12 protein-coding genes are annotated in these 14,109 nt (G+C 72.8%); 5 read left to right on the top strand and 7 right to left on the bottom strand.

Going from position 1 to position 14,109, the window contains the following annotated elements; all coding sequences use genetic code 11:
* Nucleotides 1-28 precede the first annotated feature (28 nt).
* Nucleotides 29-1,708: a carboxylesterase/lipase family protein gene (locus DP939_RS25605; RefSeq protein ID WP_225878494.1), complete on the top strand. Its 1,680-nt coding sequence runs from the start codon at nucleotides 29-31 to the stop codon at nucleotides 1,706-1,708.
* Nucleotides 1,709-1,773: 65 nt separating this feature from the next.
* On the opposite strand, the gene DP939_RS25600 is transcribed toward DP939_RS25605, so the two are convergent.
* The 5 genes from DP939_RS25600 to DP939_RS25580 form a co-directional block, all read right to left on the bottom strand.
* Nucleotides 1,774-3,042 (bottom strand): serine hydrolase domain-containing protein, encoded by a 1,269-nt coding sequence (locus DP939_RS25600; protein WP_113983418.1) that lies wholly within the window; start codon nucleotides 3,040-3,042, stop codon nucleotides 1,774-1,776.
* Between the two features lie 71 nt (nucleotides 3,043-3,113).
* On the bottom strand, nucleotides 3,114-3,404 hold the full coding sequence (locus DP939_RS25595; RefSeq protein ID WP_113983324.1) for a hypothetical protein: 291 nt from the start codon (nucleotides 3,402-3,404) through the stop codon (nucleotides 3,114-3,116).
* A gap of 10 nt (nucleotides 3,405-3,414) precedes the next feature.
* Nucleotides 3,415-5,604, bottom strand: coding sequence for a hypothetical protein (locus DP939_RS25590; protein WP_113983323.1), 2,190 nt, complete (start codon nucleotides 5,602-5,604; stop codon nucleotides 3,415-3,417).
* Nucleotides 5,601-7,175, bottom strand: a complete 1,575-nt coding sequence (locus DP939_RS25585; RefSeq protein WP_113983322.1) for a peroxidase family protein — start codon at nucleotides 7,173-7,175, stop codon at nucleotides 5,601-5,603. Before DP939_RS25585 ends, DP939_RS25590 begins: the two co-directional genes overlap by 4 nt.
* Nucleotides 7,172-8,473: a cytochrome P450 gene (locus tag DP939_RS25580; protein WP_113983321.1), complete on the bottom strand. Its 1,302-nt coding sequence runs from the start codon at nucleotides 8,471-8,473 to the stop codon at nucleotides 7,172-7,174. The genes DP939_RS25585 and DP939_RS25580 overlap by 4 nt, the downstream gene beginning before the upstream one ends.
* A 233-nt stretch (nucleotides 8,474-8,706) precedes the next feature.
* On the opposite strand from DP939_RS25580, the gene DP939_RS25575 reads away from it, so the two are divergent.
* The 4 genes from DP939_RS25575 to DP939_RS25560 all read left to right on the top strand — a co-directional run bounded on the left by DP939_RS25575 (nucleotide 8,707) and on the right by DP939_RS25560 (nucleotide 11,487).
* On the top strand, nucleotides 8,707-9,663 hold the full coding sequence (locus DP939_RS25575) for an acyl-CoA desaturase (protein WP_225878493.1): 957 nt from the start codon (nucleotides 8,707-8,709) through the stop codon (nucleotides 9,661-9,663).
* An 85-nt stretch (nucleotides 9,664-9,748) separates the two neighbouring features.
* Entirely contained in the window at nucleotides 9,749-9,970 is a 222-nt protein-coding gene (locus DP939_RS25570; protein WP_113983319.1) for an EF-hand domain-containing protein, read from the top strand.
* 51 nt (nucleotides 9,971-10,021) lie between these two features.
* Nucleotides 10,022-10,513: a hypothetical protein gene (locus DP939_RS25565; protein ID WP_113983318.1), complete on the top strand. Its 492-nt coding sequence runs from the start codon at nucleotides 10,022-10,024 to the stop codon at nucleotides 10,511-10,513.
* A 155-nt stretch (nucleotides 10,514-10,668) separates the two neighbouring features.
* Nucleotides 10,669-11,487: a glycerophosphodiester phosphodiesterase gene (locus tag DP939_RS25560; RefSeq protein WP_225878492.1), complete on the top strand. Its 819-nt coding sequence runs from the start codon at nucleotides 10,669-10,671 to the stop codon at nucleotides 11,485-11,487.
* A gap of 81 nt (nucleotides 11,488-11,568) precedes the next feature.
* Here DP939_RS25560 and DP939_RS25555 read toward each other — a convergent pair whose 3' ends face one another.
* A complete protein-coding gene (locus DP939_RS25555) occupies nucleotides 11,569-12,867 on the bottom strand; it encodes an adenosylmethionine--8-amino-7-oxononanoate transaminase (RefSeq protein WP_113983316.1) in 1,299 nt (432 codons plus the stop codon).
* On the bottom strand, nucleotides 12,860-13,996 hold the full coding sequence (gene bioB / locus DP939_RS25550; RefSeq protein WP_113983315.1) for a biotin synthase BioB: 1,137 nt from the start codon (nucleotides 13,994-13,996) through the stop codon (nucleotides 12,860-12,862). Before bioB ends, DP939_RS25555 begins: the two co-directional genes overlap by 8 nt.
* Nucleotides 13,997-14,109: the final 113 nt, after the last annotated feature.

Genomic DNA, 14,109 nt, shown 5'->3' with positions numbered 1-14,109 from the left:
CGGGGGAGCACCACGCAAGGGAGGCCGTGTGAAATCCTACAGAATCCGTTGGTTCGGCGTGGCGGTGACCGCCGCGGCGACCGTGACCGCCCTGACGCTCACCACCGCCCCGTCACTAGCCGAACCCGCCCCGCCCACCGACCCCCTGACCTCCACCGAGACCCCCGCGGAGGCCCCCGCCGACGCGCAGGCCGCGCCCGGGTGCGCGCCCGGCACCACGATACGCACCGACAAGGGCGAGGTCTGCGGCACCACCGCGGACGGCGTCAACTCCTGGCTGGGCATCCGCTACGCGGCCGCGCCGTCCGGCGACCTGCGCTGGGCCCCGCCGGAACCCCACGCGCGGTGGAACGGCGTGCTCCAGGCCACCGAGCAGGGCCCGAACTGCCCGCAGTCCGACGGACTGGGCGCGGGCTCCACCAATGAGGACTGCCTGAGCGTGAACGTCCGGGCACCGGCCAGGGCCGATGCGCGGAAGCTGCCGGTGATGGTCCAGATCCACGGCGGCGGTTTCCGGTTCGGCCGCCCGGCGGACGGCAGCCACCTGGTACGCACCGGCAACGTGGTCGCGGTGGAGGTGCGGTACCGGCTCGGCATCTTCGGCTACCTCGCGCACGAGGACCTCGGCAAGAACTCCGGCAACTACGCCATCCAGGACCAGCAGGCCGCGCTGCGCTGGATCCAGCGCAACATCGCGGCCTTCGGCGGCGACCCGGGCAATGTGACGATCTTCGGCGCCTCGGCCGGTGGGTCCAGCGTCTGCGCCAACGCCGTGTCGCCCACCGCGCGCGGGCTGTTCCACAAGGGCATCGCGCAGAGCGGCGAGTACAACTCCCTCTTCGGCAACAACACCTCCTGGCAGGCACAGGACTGTAAGTCCGAACTGCCCACCGCCAAGGAGGCGCACCGGACCGGGCAGCGGTTCGCCGCCGCGCTCGGCTGCACCGACCCCCGCAAGGCCGCCGAGTGCCTGCGCGCCGTCCCGGCCGCCAAGCTGCTCGACCAGTCCGGCGACGGCCTCGGCCCGGACAAGGGCACCATCGCCCCGATCGTGGACGGCAAGACCCTGACCATGTCGCCCGCCAAGGCGTTCGCCATCGGCCGGGTCAACGACGTCACGCTGATGCACGGCGTGGACCGCGACGAGGTGCAGCTCGCCTCCGCCAACACCCCCGAGGACTACGAGCGGCTGGTCAAGGAGCAGTACGGCAAGTGGGCTCCGCAGGTGTTCGCCCTCTACCCGATGAAGCGCTTCCCCACGCCTTCCCACTTCATCGCCTACCGGACGATCGTGGCCGACTCCAACTCCGTCTGCCCCTCGCTGCTGAACCACCAGCGGATGTCGCGGCACCTGAAGGTGTTCGCCTACCAGACCGACAACTCTGACGCCCCGCCCGCCAGCTTCCTGGACAAGACCAAGCCGAACGGCGCCTTCCACGTCGTGCTCAACCAGTTCCTGTCCCCGCCGGCCGGCGCCCAGCTCACCGCCAACCAGCAGGCGTTCGCCGCGCAGATCGTCGCCCAGTGGACCGGGTTCGCGCACACCGGCAACCCGACCGTGGACGGCACCCCGCTGTGGAAGCCCTTCAGCCGCCACGACCCTGCCGTGATGTCGCTCGCTCCCGCCGGTGACAGCCAGCTCACCAGGGAGATCGGCGAGCAGCACAACTGCGGCTTCTGGAACCGCTTCGCCGCCTACGGCAACTGACCCTCCGAACGCCCACCGCCCGGCCGGAATCCACCGGCCGGGCGGTCGCCGTCATGTCGGGAGGGTCAGGAGGACGCCCGCTTGACCAGGACGTCCTGGGTCGGGAAGAGCGGGAACGCGGGCGTGGTGGTCTTGGCCTGCGGTGCGGAGGTGCCGCACAGCCCCTGCAGCAGGTGGCGGTTCAAGGCCTCGTCCGCCGGATGCGGGATCGGCAGGCCGTCCTCGCCGATCTTCTGATACTTGCTGAGGTTCAGCCCGAGGGACACCTGACGCCTGCCGTCCTCGCTGGTCAGCGATATGGTCAGCATGCCGAAGACCGAACCGTCGTGACCCCAGAACCGGCCGCACGGCGCATCGACCGAGAAGAGTCCGAGGCCGTAGCCGAACGCTGGGAGCCCGCCGGCCTGCACCGGGACGGTCTGGCGCATCTCGGCGAGCCGCGCCGCGCCGATCAGCCGCCCGGTGGCCAGCGCCCGGTAGAAGCGGTTGAGGTCGTCCATCGTGGAGACGACGGCCCCGGCCATGCCGCCCCAGGACATGTCGTAGACGCTGTAGTCGCGCGGCGGGTCGATCAGGCCGAACAGCGACTCGTACGCCTTGGAGTGCGGGCCCTTGATGTACGGCGAGCGTGGGAAGTACGTGTGCTTCAGGCCCGCGGGGCGGATCACGTGGCGGGTGATGTACTTCTCGGCGGGCTGACCGGTCACCTTGGCCAGCAGCATCCCGGCGAGGATGTAGTTGATGTTGGCGTATCTGCCGGGCAGGTCCCCCGGCGCGCCGGTCACGGGCCGCGACAGCCCGAAACCGACCAGTTCCTGTGGGGTGATGGTGCGGAACCGGTTGTCGTCGAGGCTCTTGGGCGAACCTTCGAGCAGGGAGGGGAAGGCCCCGGCGACGTAGTCGCCGAGGTGGCTGGTGTGGTTCAGCAGCATCCGGACGGTGGTCTTGCCGGCCCGGTCGGCGGGCAGGACGCCGGGGAGGTAGCGGGCCACGGGCGCGTCGAGATCGACCGTGCCGCGTTCGGCCTGCTGGAGCAGGGCCACCGCGACGAACGACTTGGTGATGCTGCCGGCCCGGTGTTCCATCCGGGGGTGGACGGGCCTGCGGGTCTCGACGTCGGCGACCCCGGCGGCGCCCGCCCAGGTCTCCCGCCCATCGCGGACCTCGGAGTAGATGCCGTACATGCCGGCCTCATGAACGGCGCTGACCGACCGCTGGAGCGCCTTGCGGTCCAGCTCGGGACCGGTACTCGCGGCGGCCGGTACGGCGTGCAGCGACATCGCCGCGACGCCGAGTGCCACGATCAACTGTGTGGTGCGTGACAGCCTCTTCATGGTCACCAAGCATGTTGGATCGGATCCCGGCCGGGACAGTCCACAAAGTCATCACTCGCACATGATTGCCGTCATGTCCGGTGGTCGCGGTGTTCCCGCGCCAGGCGGGCCGCGTAGGCGGTGAGGCGCAGGGCGGCGGCGTCGAGGTCGGCGGCGGCCACCGCGCACGCGGCCAGATGGGCGGCCACCGACTCGCCCAGCCACCGCGGCGCCAGGCCGCTCGCGGCGAGCCGCTCCTGCACCGCCCGCAACCGCTCGGCGCACTCCCCGAGCGCCCGGACATCACCCCGCAGCACCTCCGCATGCGCGAGAACCCGCTCATGCGCGGCGCCACCCGGCGCCGATGTTTCGAGTGGTCGCATGGGACTCCGTTCAGTACGGCAGGGGGACGGCGGGGTCGTGGAGGGTGCGGCGGGTGGGGGAGGACAGGCACAGGAGGGGGCGGGCGCCGTCCAGGCCGAGGTCGCGCAGCAGGCGGGCGAGCGGATGGGCCGACGGGCCCGCGGTGAGCCGCAGCCCCGGCGCGGGGTGCAGCCGTGCCCGGCCGTGGGCGCGTACGCAGCGGCGCAGGACGCGCTCGCCGTCACGGACGTAACTCACCAGGTCGCGGTCCGGGACCGGCAGGTGCGGGCCGAGCGTCCCGCGCAGGGTCGCCACCCGCTCACCCGGGCCGCCGACCGCGACGTGCGCGGCCCCCCGCCCGAGCCGGAAGTCCACCGGGACGTCGTACGGCTCGCCGCCCCACAGCCCCGCCGCCGCGGCCCGCCCGGCCACCCCCGGCTCGGCGTCGATGACGTGCGCCGCCGAGAGGTCGCCGGAACGCCGCAGCGCGGCCCCCGGCCGTAGCAGGTCGGGCCACCCCCCGAGGAAGCCGCCGTGCCCTGGCCCCGCCACCACGATTCCCACCTGGAACTCCCGGAAGTCGCCGAGCCCGCTGCGCCGGTGGACCGCCGCGTGTACCGCGACCAGCGCCCGCCCCGCGGCCAGGACCAGCGGGCCCGCCCCTGACTCCCCGGCCAGGCGCGCGGCGATGGCGGCGTCGGCGGCGAACCAGGCCGTCACCGCGCCGCCGTCCCGGGACCGGACCGGCGCCTCGACCGGTTCGACCGGTTCGACCGGCTCGCCCGGCAGGCCGAGCGGGCCCAGTGGGCCCACTGGACTCAGCGGGTAGGTAGGCACGCTGAGGAACGGGAACTCCCCGGCCCCGGTGGCCTCGTCCAGCAGCAGGTAGGTCTGCGCCCGGACGACCGGCCCCCGGTAGGGCGCGAGCCGCGCGTCGATGTGGTCGCGGGCCTCGGGCAGGTCGTTGGTGAGGTTGCCGAGATAGTGCTCGATGCTGTGGCACACCGGGAACAGGTGGGTGGGATCGGTGTAGTCCACCACGTACCAGTCGGGGTGCAGGTCGGCGCACGCCCCCGCGCCCTGCCCGTCCAGCGTCGGAATGATGTCGTGCTGGTTGGTGACGCTCGCCACCCAGGTGCGCGGGTCGGCGGGCGTCTTGAAGTCGATCGGCGACCCCACCGCCACCACGTGCGTGACCGTGTGCCGGGCGCAGAACGCCGGGTCGTGGGCGAGGTTGAGCACGGCCGCGCCGCCCGCGCTGTGCCCGATCAGGGCGACCTCCGCGCCCTCGGGGATGCCGTAGTCGCCGATCGCGCCCGCCAGCGCCCGGGTGTACGGGCTGCTGTTCAGTACCGAACTGCTGAACGCGCCGAGGATGTCCTGCGGCGAGTCGTCGTCCACCGAGCGCGCGCGGATCCCGGGGGCGTGGACGACGTGCCGGACCACGCCGTCCGGGCCCTCGACACTCTGGATCAGCGCCCGCCCGGTGTTGCTCAGCACGCCGATGTTGCCGAGGAAGTCGAGCAGGGACCCGCGGGTGCCCAGCAGCGCCGCCTCCCCGGCGGACGGCTCGGCCCGGCGCGCGGCCCCCGCCCCCCGGTCCAGCGCGGCGACGACCCGGTTGCTCAGCCCGAGCAGCGGATCGGCGGTGGCGTAGCCCTTGCCGGTCGCGATCAGCCAGGCGGTGGCGTCGTTGAGCGGGTTCTCGTCCAGCAGCGCGCGCAGCGCCAGCACCTCGCCGAGTATCGGGGCCAGGGCGCTCAGCGCGCGTACCACGCCGCGATCCCTGACCAGCGCCCGCATCGCGCGCACGGCCTCGATGTCGCGGTCCGCGGCGGCGGCCTCGATCAGCCGGGTCAGGATGGGATCGGCGCTCAGCTCGGGGTGGTCGAGGGCGACGGCGGCGATCCGCAGCCGCAGCGAGGAGGCCAGCACCCGCACGGCCAGGCTCTCCGCCCCGGCCAGCGTGCCCAGCCGGGCCGCCAGCGTGGCCAGCCGGCCGCCCGCGGGGGAGTAGCCCAGCCCGCGGGGGTCGATGACGGCCCGGGTCAGCGCCTGTTCGGCCCGGACGCCCGCCGCCGGGGCCCGCGCGAGCAGCGCGGGCGAGGCGCCGTCGGCCAGCGCCTCGGTGGCGTGTACCGCGGCCTCCTGGATCGTGACCGCGACCTCCACCAGCTCGCGCGCCGCCGCGCGGAGCAGCGCGCCCTCCTCCGCGGTCACGGGGCGGCCTGCCTGGTCATGCTGATGAAACGGGGCTGCGGGTCTTCGGGGGCGTTACGGGCGAGCACGTCGGCGAGCGTGCGCGTGGTGGCGATGACCCGCAGGCCGTACGGGGAGAAGGTGGCGGCGTTGAACACGCGCGGGGCCAGCAGCGGGTTGGTCAGTACCTCGGAGAACGCGTCCACCGCGATGATCTTGGTCAGCAGCGGCGGCAGGATGGCGTCCGGCGAGCCCGGCTCCTCGGCGAACAGGCCGACGTAAAGGTCGAGGTCGTCGACCCCACGATAGAGGTCGCGTAACGCGTCGCTGACCTTGCGGTCGGCGTTGACGTGCTCGAAGCGGCGGACCCTCGGGAAGCGGCAGTGCCGCCGGTAGCGGTTGTAGGGGGCCAGGCCGACCGCCCGCGACTCCGCCATGCTCGCCACATCGACGTCGCGCAGCGCCGGGTCGGTGTTGAACAGGCCGATCCGGCCCGCGCGCTGCCGGGACGCCTCCTCCAAGACCCTGCCCAGCCCCGGACCCGGCAGCAGCGCGCTGCCGAACAGCGTGTGCGCGAGCGGCAGGTCGGCGCCGCCGACCACCAGGTGGGAGGGGATCAGGCTGTGCCAGCGGTACACGAGGTTGAACTCCACCGACGCCCAGTTCTCCCGGAACCAGGGCGCGTGCGCCAGCGACGTGGACAGCTTCGGGTCGAGCGTGAACCGGAAGTGGTAGGGGGTGATGTGGTTGACGTACTCCTCGACCACCAGCCTGGCCAGCATCGCGATCAGGACGTTGCGGGCGGTCTGGAACAGGCGCTCGTCGTCCCAGCCGGGATTGCGGGCGGCGAGCCCGGCGGCCACCCTGTTGTGCTCGCGCAGGAACAGCACGGTCAGCATGGTGAAGCCGATCTGGGTGTTGCCGCGGTCGCTGCCCAGCGCGAACAGCGTGTCGCGCCGCTCGGCGGGGAGCCGGTCGAAGTGGACCACCGAGAGCGCGGCGAACTCCGGCTTGATCACGCCGTTCTCGCACAGGTAGGGCGGGAACTCCCCGCCATTGACGACCTGGCTCTTCAGCCGCCCGCCCTCGTAGGCGCGTAACGCGGCGGTCGCCCGCGCGTTGAGCCCGTAGAGCTGGTTGAGGTCGATGTGGTGGTTGGAGGTGTTCTTGCGGGGGTCGCGGGGCTCGGTGGACTCGCCGCGCAGGAACCCGTCGGTGAACCACTGCGCGAAGTACGCGAACAGCACCGTGGAACGCGGGCAGGGCACCATCGTGTCACCCCGCGCGAACAGGTCGGCGGCCTGCTCGGGCGTGGGCCGCGCGCTCTCGTCGGCGACCACCGGGGGCAGGTGCCTGCCTTGGTAGGTGCGGTCGGTCAGCGACGCCCACGAGGTGTAGTCGGACATCGTGCTCAGCGGCTCCGGGCGCGGCGGCATCTCACGGACCGCCCGGTCGATCAGCACGGCGTTGACCCGGCGGCGCAGCGGCCGGACGGACTGGACCAGGTCCCAGAACGGCCGGCCACCGGTCAGCGCCCGGTACTTCAGCCGGTTGCCCAGGCCGTCCACGGCGATGCGGCGGGCGGTGCTCACGCGTCCTCGCCGGGGGCGAGCGCGATCGTGAAACGGTCGGGGAAGATCGCGTGCGCGCGGACGATCTCCCCCTCGGGCGGCGGCAGCGGGCCCACCCCCGGCCTGCGCAGCAGGCGGCGCAGCGTCTCGCAGATGATCGCCCTGGCGGGATGCGCGCCCAGGCAGGCATGGTGCCCGTGCCCGAAGAACAGGTGGTGGTGCCCGGGACGGCCGGGCCGGAACTCGTCGGGGTCGGGGACCACCTCGGCGTCGAACATGGCGGACGCGGGCGCGGCCATCACGAACGTGCCCGCCTTGATCAACGTGCGGCGGGGCGTGCCGGCCGCGAGTACGTGATCCCGCTCGCACACGCGCGGCAGCAGCTTGAAGAACGGGTTGAAGCGCAGCGCCTCCCACACCAGGTCGTCGAAGCGCGTGGTGTCGGGGTCGGCCGCCGCCCGCACGGCCTCGGCCAGCACCTCCGGCCGCAACAGGAGCTGTCCCAGGGCCTCGGCCATCGCGCCGGGCGCGCTCTCGGCGAACCCGAGGGGCAGCCCGGCCATGTTGACCGCGACCCGCTCGTCGGAGGTGGCGACCGCCTCGGGCAGCGTGGTGGCCAGGAGCCGGTCGAAGACGTCGTCGCGGCCCTCCGCCCCGCCTGCATCGGCCCTGCGGGCGGCGATCCGCTCCCGCAGGTAGGCCATCAGCTCCGCGCCCGCGCCCACCCCGGCGGCCCGGACCTCGGGGTCGCCCTGGTAGTTGGCGAAGCCGTCGGCGATGATCGCGCGGGTCCAGCGGGACAGGGTGGCGGCGTCGGGGCCCGGCAGCCCGAAGTACTCGTCGCACACGCCGAGCGCGACCGGGCGGAACAGGCCGTGCACCGCCTCGATCCGGCCGTGCGGCCAGGAGCGGTCCAGCGCCTCGTCGGCGAGGCGGCCCGCCAGCGCGCGCACCCGCGCCACGTCGCCGTGCGGCAGCATGACCCGCATCAGGCCCTTGTCGTGCCGGTTCATCGCGGTGGCGTCTCTGCTGAGCATGAACGGCCCGCCCAGCGCGGCCTCCAGGCGCGGGCCGAACGCCCGGACGGTGAAGACGGTCTCGTGCGACAGCACCTCGATGACGTCGGCATAGCGGGTGATCACCGTGAAGGCCGGGGTGGCGAACACCGGCCGCCGTGCCCGCAACTCGGCGAACAGGGCGCGCCAGTCGGTCCGCATCCATCCCTGGACCAGGCCGATCGCGGCCACCGGGTCACGGGCGAGCGCTTCGTCGTAGCGGTCCAGGTAGCCGTGGGTGGCAACCTGCTCGACAGCGCTCATGCCGCCTCACCTTCCGCCCGGGCCTCGCCCGGACCCGTAGCGGAGATCACCTTGCCGTGTGGGTACACAATGTAGACACGCGTCCCACCTGCAACGCATGACTACGAAACGCAGTCTTATAACTCCATGCGGTGATTGACTTCTAACTCTCCGGCCACTGCCTGATCGGCGGTCACGGGCGTTCAATTGAATGCGGTCTGTTCTCTGTCGATCACCTGATGTCAGGAGCGAGCGTGCCCCCCTCGTCCGCGCCCAGGCCGGCCACGGCGGAGACGGTGCAGGTCACCACCGGCCGCCGCACCGCTTACCTGATCGTGCTCGTCGTGCTCCCGCTGCTGCTGCTCGCCGCGGCGATACCGGCCGCCTGGGGGTGGGGCGTCGGCCCGCGCGACCTGGCCCTCGCCGTGGTGATGTACCTCGTGAGCATCTTCGGCATCGCCATCGGCTACCACCGGCTGTTCACCCACCGCGCGTTCAAGTGCGGCCGCCCGCTGCGCGTCGCGCTCATGCTGGCCGGGGGCATGGCCGTGGAGGGCCCGGTCACGCTGTGGGCGGCCGAGCACCGCCGCCACCACAAGTACGCCGACCGCGAGGGCGACCCGCACTCCCCATGGCGCTACGGCGACACCGGCGCGGCCCTGCTGCGCGGCATGCTGCACGCCCACGTCGGCTGGTTCTACACCGCCCGCCGCCGTTCCAGCAGGCGGCACTGGGTGCCCGACCTGCTCGCCGACCCCGACGTGCGGCGCTTCGACGCGGCCTATCCGGTGGTCGTGGCGGCCTCGTTCGCGCTGCCCGCGCTGGCCGGGGGGCTGTGGTCGATGTCGTGGGCGGGCGCGTGGTCGGCGCTGTTCTGGGCGGGGCTGGTCCGGTACGCGGTGGTCCACCACGTCACCTGGTCGGTCAACTCCGTCGCGCACACCTTCGGCGACCGGCCGTTCCGGGTCCGCGACCGATCGTCCAACGTCCGCTGGGTGGCCTTCCTGACCCTCGGTGAGGGCTGGCACAACTGGCACCACGCCGATCCCACCTGCGCCCGGCACGGCGTGCTGCCCGGCCAGTTCGATCCGAGCGCCCGGCTGATCCACTGGTTCGAGCGGGCGGGGTGGGCGCACGGCGCCCGCTGGCCCGACCCGGCCCGCCTGGCGGGTCTCCGCGCCACCGCCCGCCCCCCGCAGACGCCCCCATAAGTCGGGTGCGCCGCGAAAGTTGCGGCCGGATTCGGGTATGCGCCATAGTCTGCGAATCGATCATCCCTGGGAAAGGTGTGAGACCGTGGCGGACATCGACGAATACGCGCCCACGTTCCGGCTCGTCGACACCGACGGCGACGGACGCATCTCGGCCACTGAGCTGGCGTCTCTGATGCGCGCCCTCGGAGCGCCCATCACCGGCGAGCGCGCCGCCGAGGCCGTCCGGATGGTCGACGCCGACGGCGACGGCCTGATCTCGCTGCCGGAGTTCGCCGCCTTCATGAGCGACCACCGGCTGAGCTGACTCTGGCCATCGGCGGGTTTGGCGGGGGCCTGCCGGGTTAGGCGGGCGGGCATGCGGAATGCGACTTTGGCCCGGCATGTCGTGGCGGGAGCCGCCGCGGGCGCGGCCGGCACGACGGTACTCAACACCGTGACCTACCTGGACATGGCGCTGCGCGGGCGGCCCGCGAGCGGGCTGCCGGAGCAGGCGGCGGGCGTGCTGGCGGATCGGGTGCACGCCGACCTCGGCGAGGGCGGCACGGCCGACAACCGCAGGCAGGGCCTCGGGCCCATGCTCGGCATCGCCGCCGGGGTGGGGGTCGGCGCGGCGTACGGCCTGTACCGGTACGCGACCGCGCGGCGGCGTACCCGCCCGCTCGACGTCGGCGCGGTGGCCGTGCTGGCCTCCGTGGCGGGCAACGCCCCGCTCACCGCGCTGCGCCTCACCGATCCGCGCACCTGGGGCGCCACCGGCTGGCTCAGCGACGCCGTACCCCACCTGGCCTACGCCCTCGCCACCATCGCCACCTTCGATCTCACGCGCACCCGCCCCCGCCGCCGGTAAGGCCCCTGGTCTCTCGCCGCCACGGCGGATCTTGGCGTGTTGTCGCGCCTGATGCTCACTTTCCCGGCATCATGCGGCCACTCCACTATTAACTTGCCGTCATGCGCCGTGGTCAGTTTCGGGGTGTCGGTCGATCCCCAGGCTTGAGGAGACCCGTGTTCCGGCTGTTCCGGCGACTCGTCCTTGTCAGCACGACCACCCTCGCCACTCTCACCGCCGTCACCGTCCCCGCCACCGCCGCCACCTCCGTCGTCACCGTCGCCCACCGCGGCGCGTCCGCGTACGCCCCCGAGAACACCATCGCCGCCTTCGCGCTGGCCCAGGAACAGCGCGCCGACATGTTCGAACTCGACGTCCGCGAGACCAAGGACCACGCGCTGGTCCTGGTGCACGACGCGACGCTCGCCCGCACCACCGACGCCGAGAGGGTCTTCCCCGGCCGGAGCCCGTGGGCGGTCCAGGACTTCACGCTGGCCGAGATCCGCAGGCTGGACGCCGGATCGTGGTTCTCCGGCGACTACGCCAAGGAGCGGGTGCCGACCCTGGGCGAGGCGCTGAGTGCGATGGACGGCAGCGGCCTCGGCCTGCTGCTGGAGATCAAGGAACCCGGGCGCTACCCGGGCATCGAATCCCGTGTGGCCCGTGAGTTACGCCGCCACGGCGCCTGGCCGAACTCGGGCAGGGTGATCGTCCAGTCCTTCGACTGGGACTCCATGCGGAGGTTCCACGGGCTGCTGCCCGGCGTCCCCGTCGCGCTGCTCGGCACCCCGGCGACCGGGCGGCTGGGCGCGCTCGCGCGGTACGCCGACCTGGTGAACGTCCCCTACGGCGACCTCACCCGCGACTACGTCAGGCGCGCCCACGCCCGTTCGCTGAAGGTCTTCGCCTGGACCGTGGACGACCCGGCCGCGATCCGCCGGATGATCTCCTACAAGGTGGACGGCATCGTCACCAACAAGCCCGACCTCCTGTAGGAGCCGTAGGAGCCGGAGAAGCCCGGGGAGGGCGGCTCCGCCCCACCCTCCCCGGACGATCAGCAGGTGATCAGCGAGCGATCACCCCGCGTCGGCCGCGGCGATCATGGCGGCGGCGACCAGGTCGAGATCGTCGTCGCCGATGACGTAGGGCGGCATCGTGTAGATCAGGTCCCGGAACGGGCGCAGCCACACCCCGTGCCGGGCCGCCGCCCTGGTCGCGGCGGCCATGTCCACCTCGTGGCCGAGCTGCACGACCCCGATCCCGCCGAGCACCCGCACGTCACGGACGTTGTCGAGCTTGGCGGCCGGGGCCAGGCCCGCCCGCAGCCGCGTCTCGATCCGGCGCAGCCCCGCCCGCCAGTCCTGGCCGAGCAGCAGCCCGAGCGAGGCGTTGGCGACGGCGGCCGACAGCGGGTTGCCCATGAACGTCGGCCCGTGCGCGAGCACCGGGAACTCCCCGCGCCCGATCACCTCGGCCACCTCCGGGGTGCAAAGGGCCGCCGCCATGGTGAGGTAGCCCCCGGTCAGGGCCTTGCCGACGCACATCACGTCGGGCGAGACCCCCGCGTGGTCCGCGGCGAACAGCTCGCCGGTCCGGCCGAAGCCGGTGGCGATCTCGTCGAAGACCAGCAGCACGCCGTGCTCGTCGCAGAGCCGGCGCAGCACGCGCAGGTAGCCGGGGGAGTGGAAGCGCATGCCCCCGGCGTTCTGGACGACCGGCTCGACGATGACGGCGGCCAGCTCGTGCGCGTGCCGTTCGATCAGGTCGGCCAGGTGGGCGACGTACCCGGGGTCGGGCTCGGCCTCGAACCCGGCGGGCGGGACGTCGGCGAAGACCTGCCGGGGCAGCACGCCGGTCCACAGACTGTGCATCCCGCCGTCGGGGTCGCAGACCGACATGGGGTGGAAGGTGTCGCCGTGGTAGCCGCCGCGCCAGGTCATCAGCCGGTGCCTGCCGGGCCGGCCGAGCGAGCGCTGGTACTGCAGGCACATCTTGGCCGCCACTTCGACCGAGACCGAGCCGGAGTCGGTCAGGAAGACGTGCCGCAGCGGCTCGGGGGTGATGTCCACCAGGGTTTCGGCCAGCCGCACGGCGGGCTCGTGGGTGAGCCCGCCGAACATCACGTGGCTCATCCGCCCGAGCTGGTCGCGTACCGCGGCGTCGAGCACCGGGTGCCGGTATCCGTGGATGGCGCTCCACCAGGAGGACATGGCGTCCACCAGTTCGGTGTGCCCCTCGACCGGTTCGGCGGGCCGCAGCCGGACGCCCTCGGCCGAGTCGATGAGCAGCGGCGTGTGCCTGCCGGGCATCGGGGCGTAGGGGTGCCAGACGTGCGTCCGGTCGAGTTCGAGCAGGTCGCGGGTGCGGTCACGCATTGGGCGGCAGGTCCGTTCCGGCGCCGCGCCGCCGTACCGCCACCAGGTCGGCCCGGCTCGTGGGTTCGGCCGTGCTGCCCGTGCTGCCCCTGGTGTGCGGGGCGCCGGGGATGGCCGTGGCGTCCGTGCGGTGCTCGGGCAGCGTGGTCGCACCGGCCTCCTCCACCTCGAAGCCCGCGTCGGCGATCATCTCCAGGTCGGTCTTGCCCGCCTGGCCCTCGCTGGTCAGGTAGTCGCCCAGGAAGATCGAGTTGACGATGTGCAGCGCGAGCGGCTGGAGGGAGCGCAGGTGGATCTCCCGGCCGCCCGACAGCCGTACCTCGACGTCGGGGCAGACGAACCGGGCCAGCGCCAGGATGCGCAGGCAGTGCTGCGGGGTCAGGTGCCACTGCCCGCTGAGCGGCGTGCCCTCGAACGGGATCAGGAAGTTGACCGGCACCGAGTCGACGTCCAGCTCGCGCAGCGCGAAGATCACGTCCACCAGGTCGGCGTCGCTCTCGCCCATCCCGGCGATCAGGCCCGAGCAGGCGGAAAGGCCCGCGTGCTTGGCCTTGCGCACGGTGTCCACCCGGTCGTCGAAGCCGTGGGTGGTGCAGATGTCGGCGTAGGTCTGCTCGGAGGTGTTGAGGTTGTGGTTGTAGGCGTGCGCCCCGGCCTCGCGCAGCCGCTCGGCCTGCCGTTCGGACAGGAAGCCCAGGCAGGCGCAGATCTCGACGTCCTCGTTCTTGTCCTTGATCGCGGCGATGGTGGCGGCGACCCGTTCCACGTCACGGTCGGTCGGCCCGCGCCCGCTGGCCACCAGGCACACCCGCTTGGCCCCACCGGCCACCCCGGCGTGCGCGGCGTCGGCGGCCTCGTCCGGCTTCAGCCAGGTGTAGGTGAGCACGTCGGCCTTGGAGCCGAGCCGCTGCGAGCAGTAGGAGCAGTCCTCGGGGCACAGGCCCGACTTGAGGTTGACCAGATAGTTGAGCTTGACCCGGCGGCCGAACCAGCGCCGCCGGACCTTTCCGGCCGCGGCCACCACGTCGAGCAGTTCGTCGTCGGTGGTGGCGAGGAGGGCCAGCGCCTCCTCCCGGGTCGGCGGTTCGCAGCGAAGTCCCTTGTCCACGAGCGTGTTCAACAGGTCCATGGGTTCGATCATCGGTCGGCGCCCGGCCTCCGGCCAATGCCGGATCCGCACAAGCCGCGCAGATCAAACTTTGTGCGGTCCGTACGGCGGCGGGGGCGCCGCCCGCCCCGCGG

This window comes from Spongiactinospora rosea (genome assembly GCF_003315795.1).
GTDB lineage: Bacteria > Actinomycetota > Actinomycetes > Streptosporangiales > Streptosporangiaceae > Spongiactinospora > Spongiactinospora rosea.
This window is presented reverse-complemented; position numbering and strand designations above follow the sequence as displayed.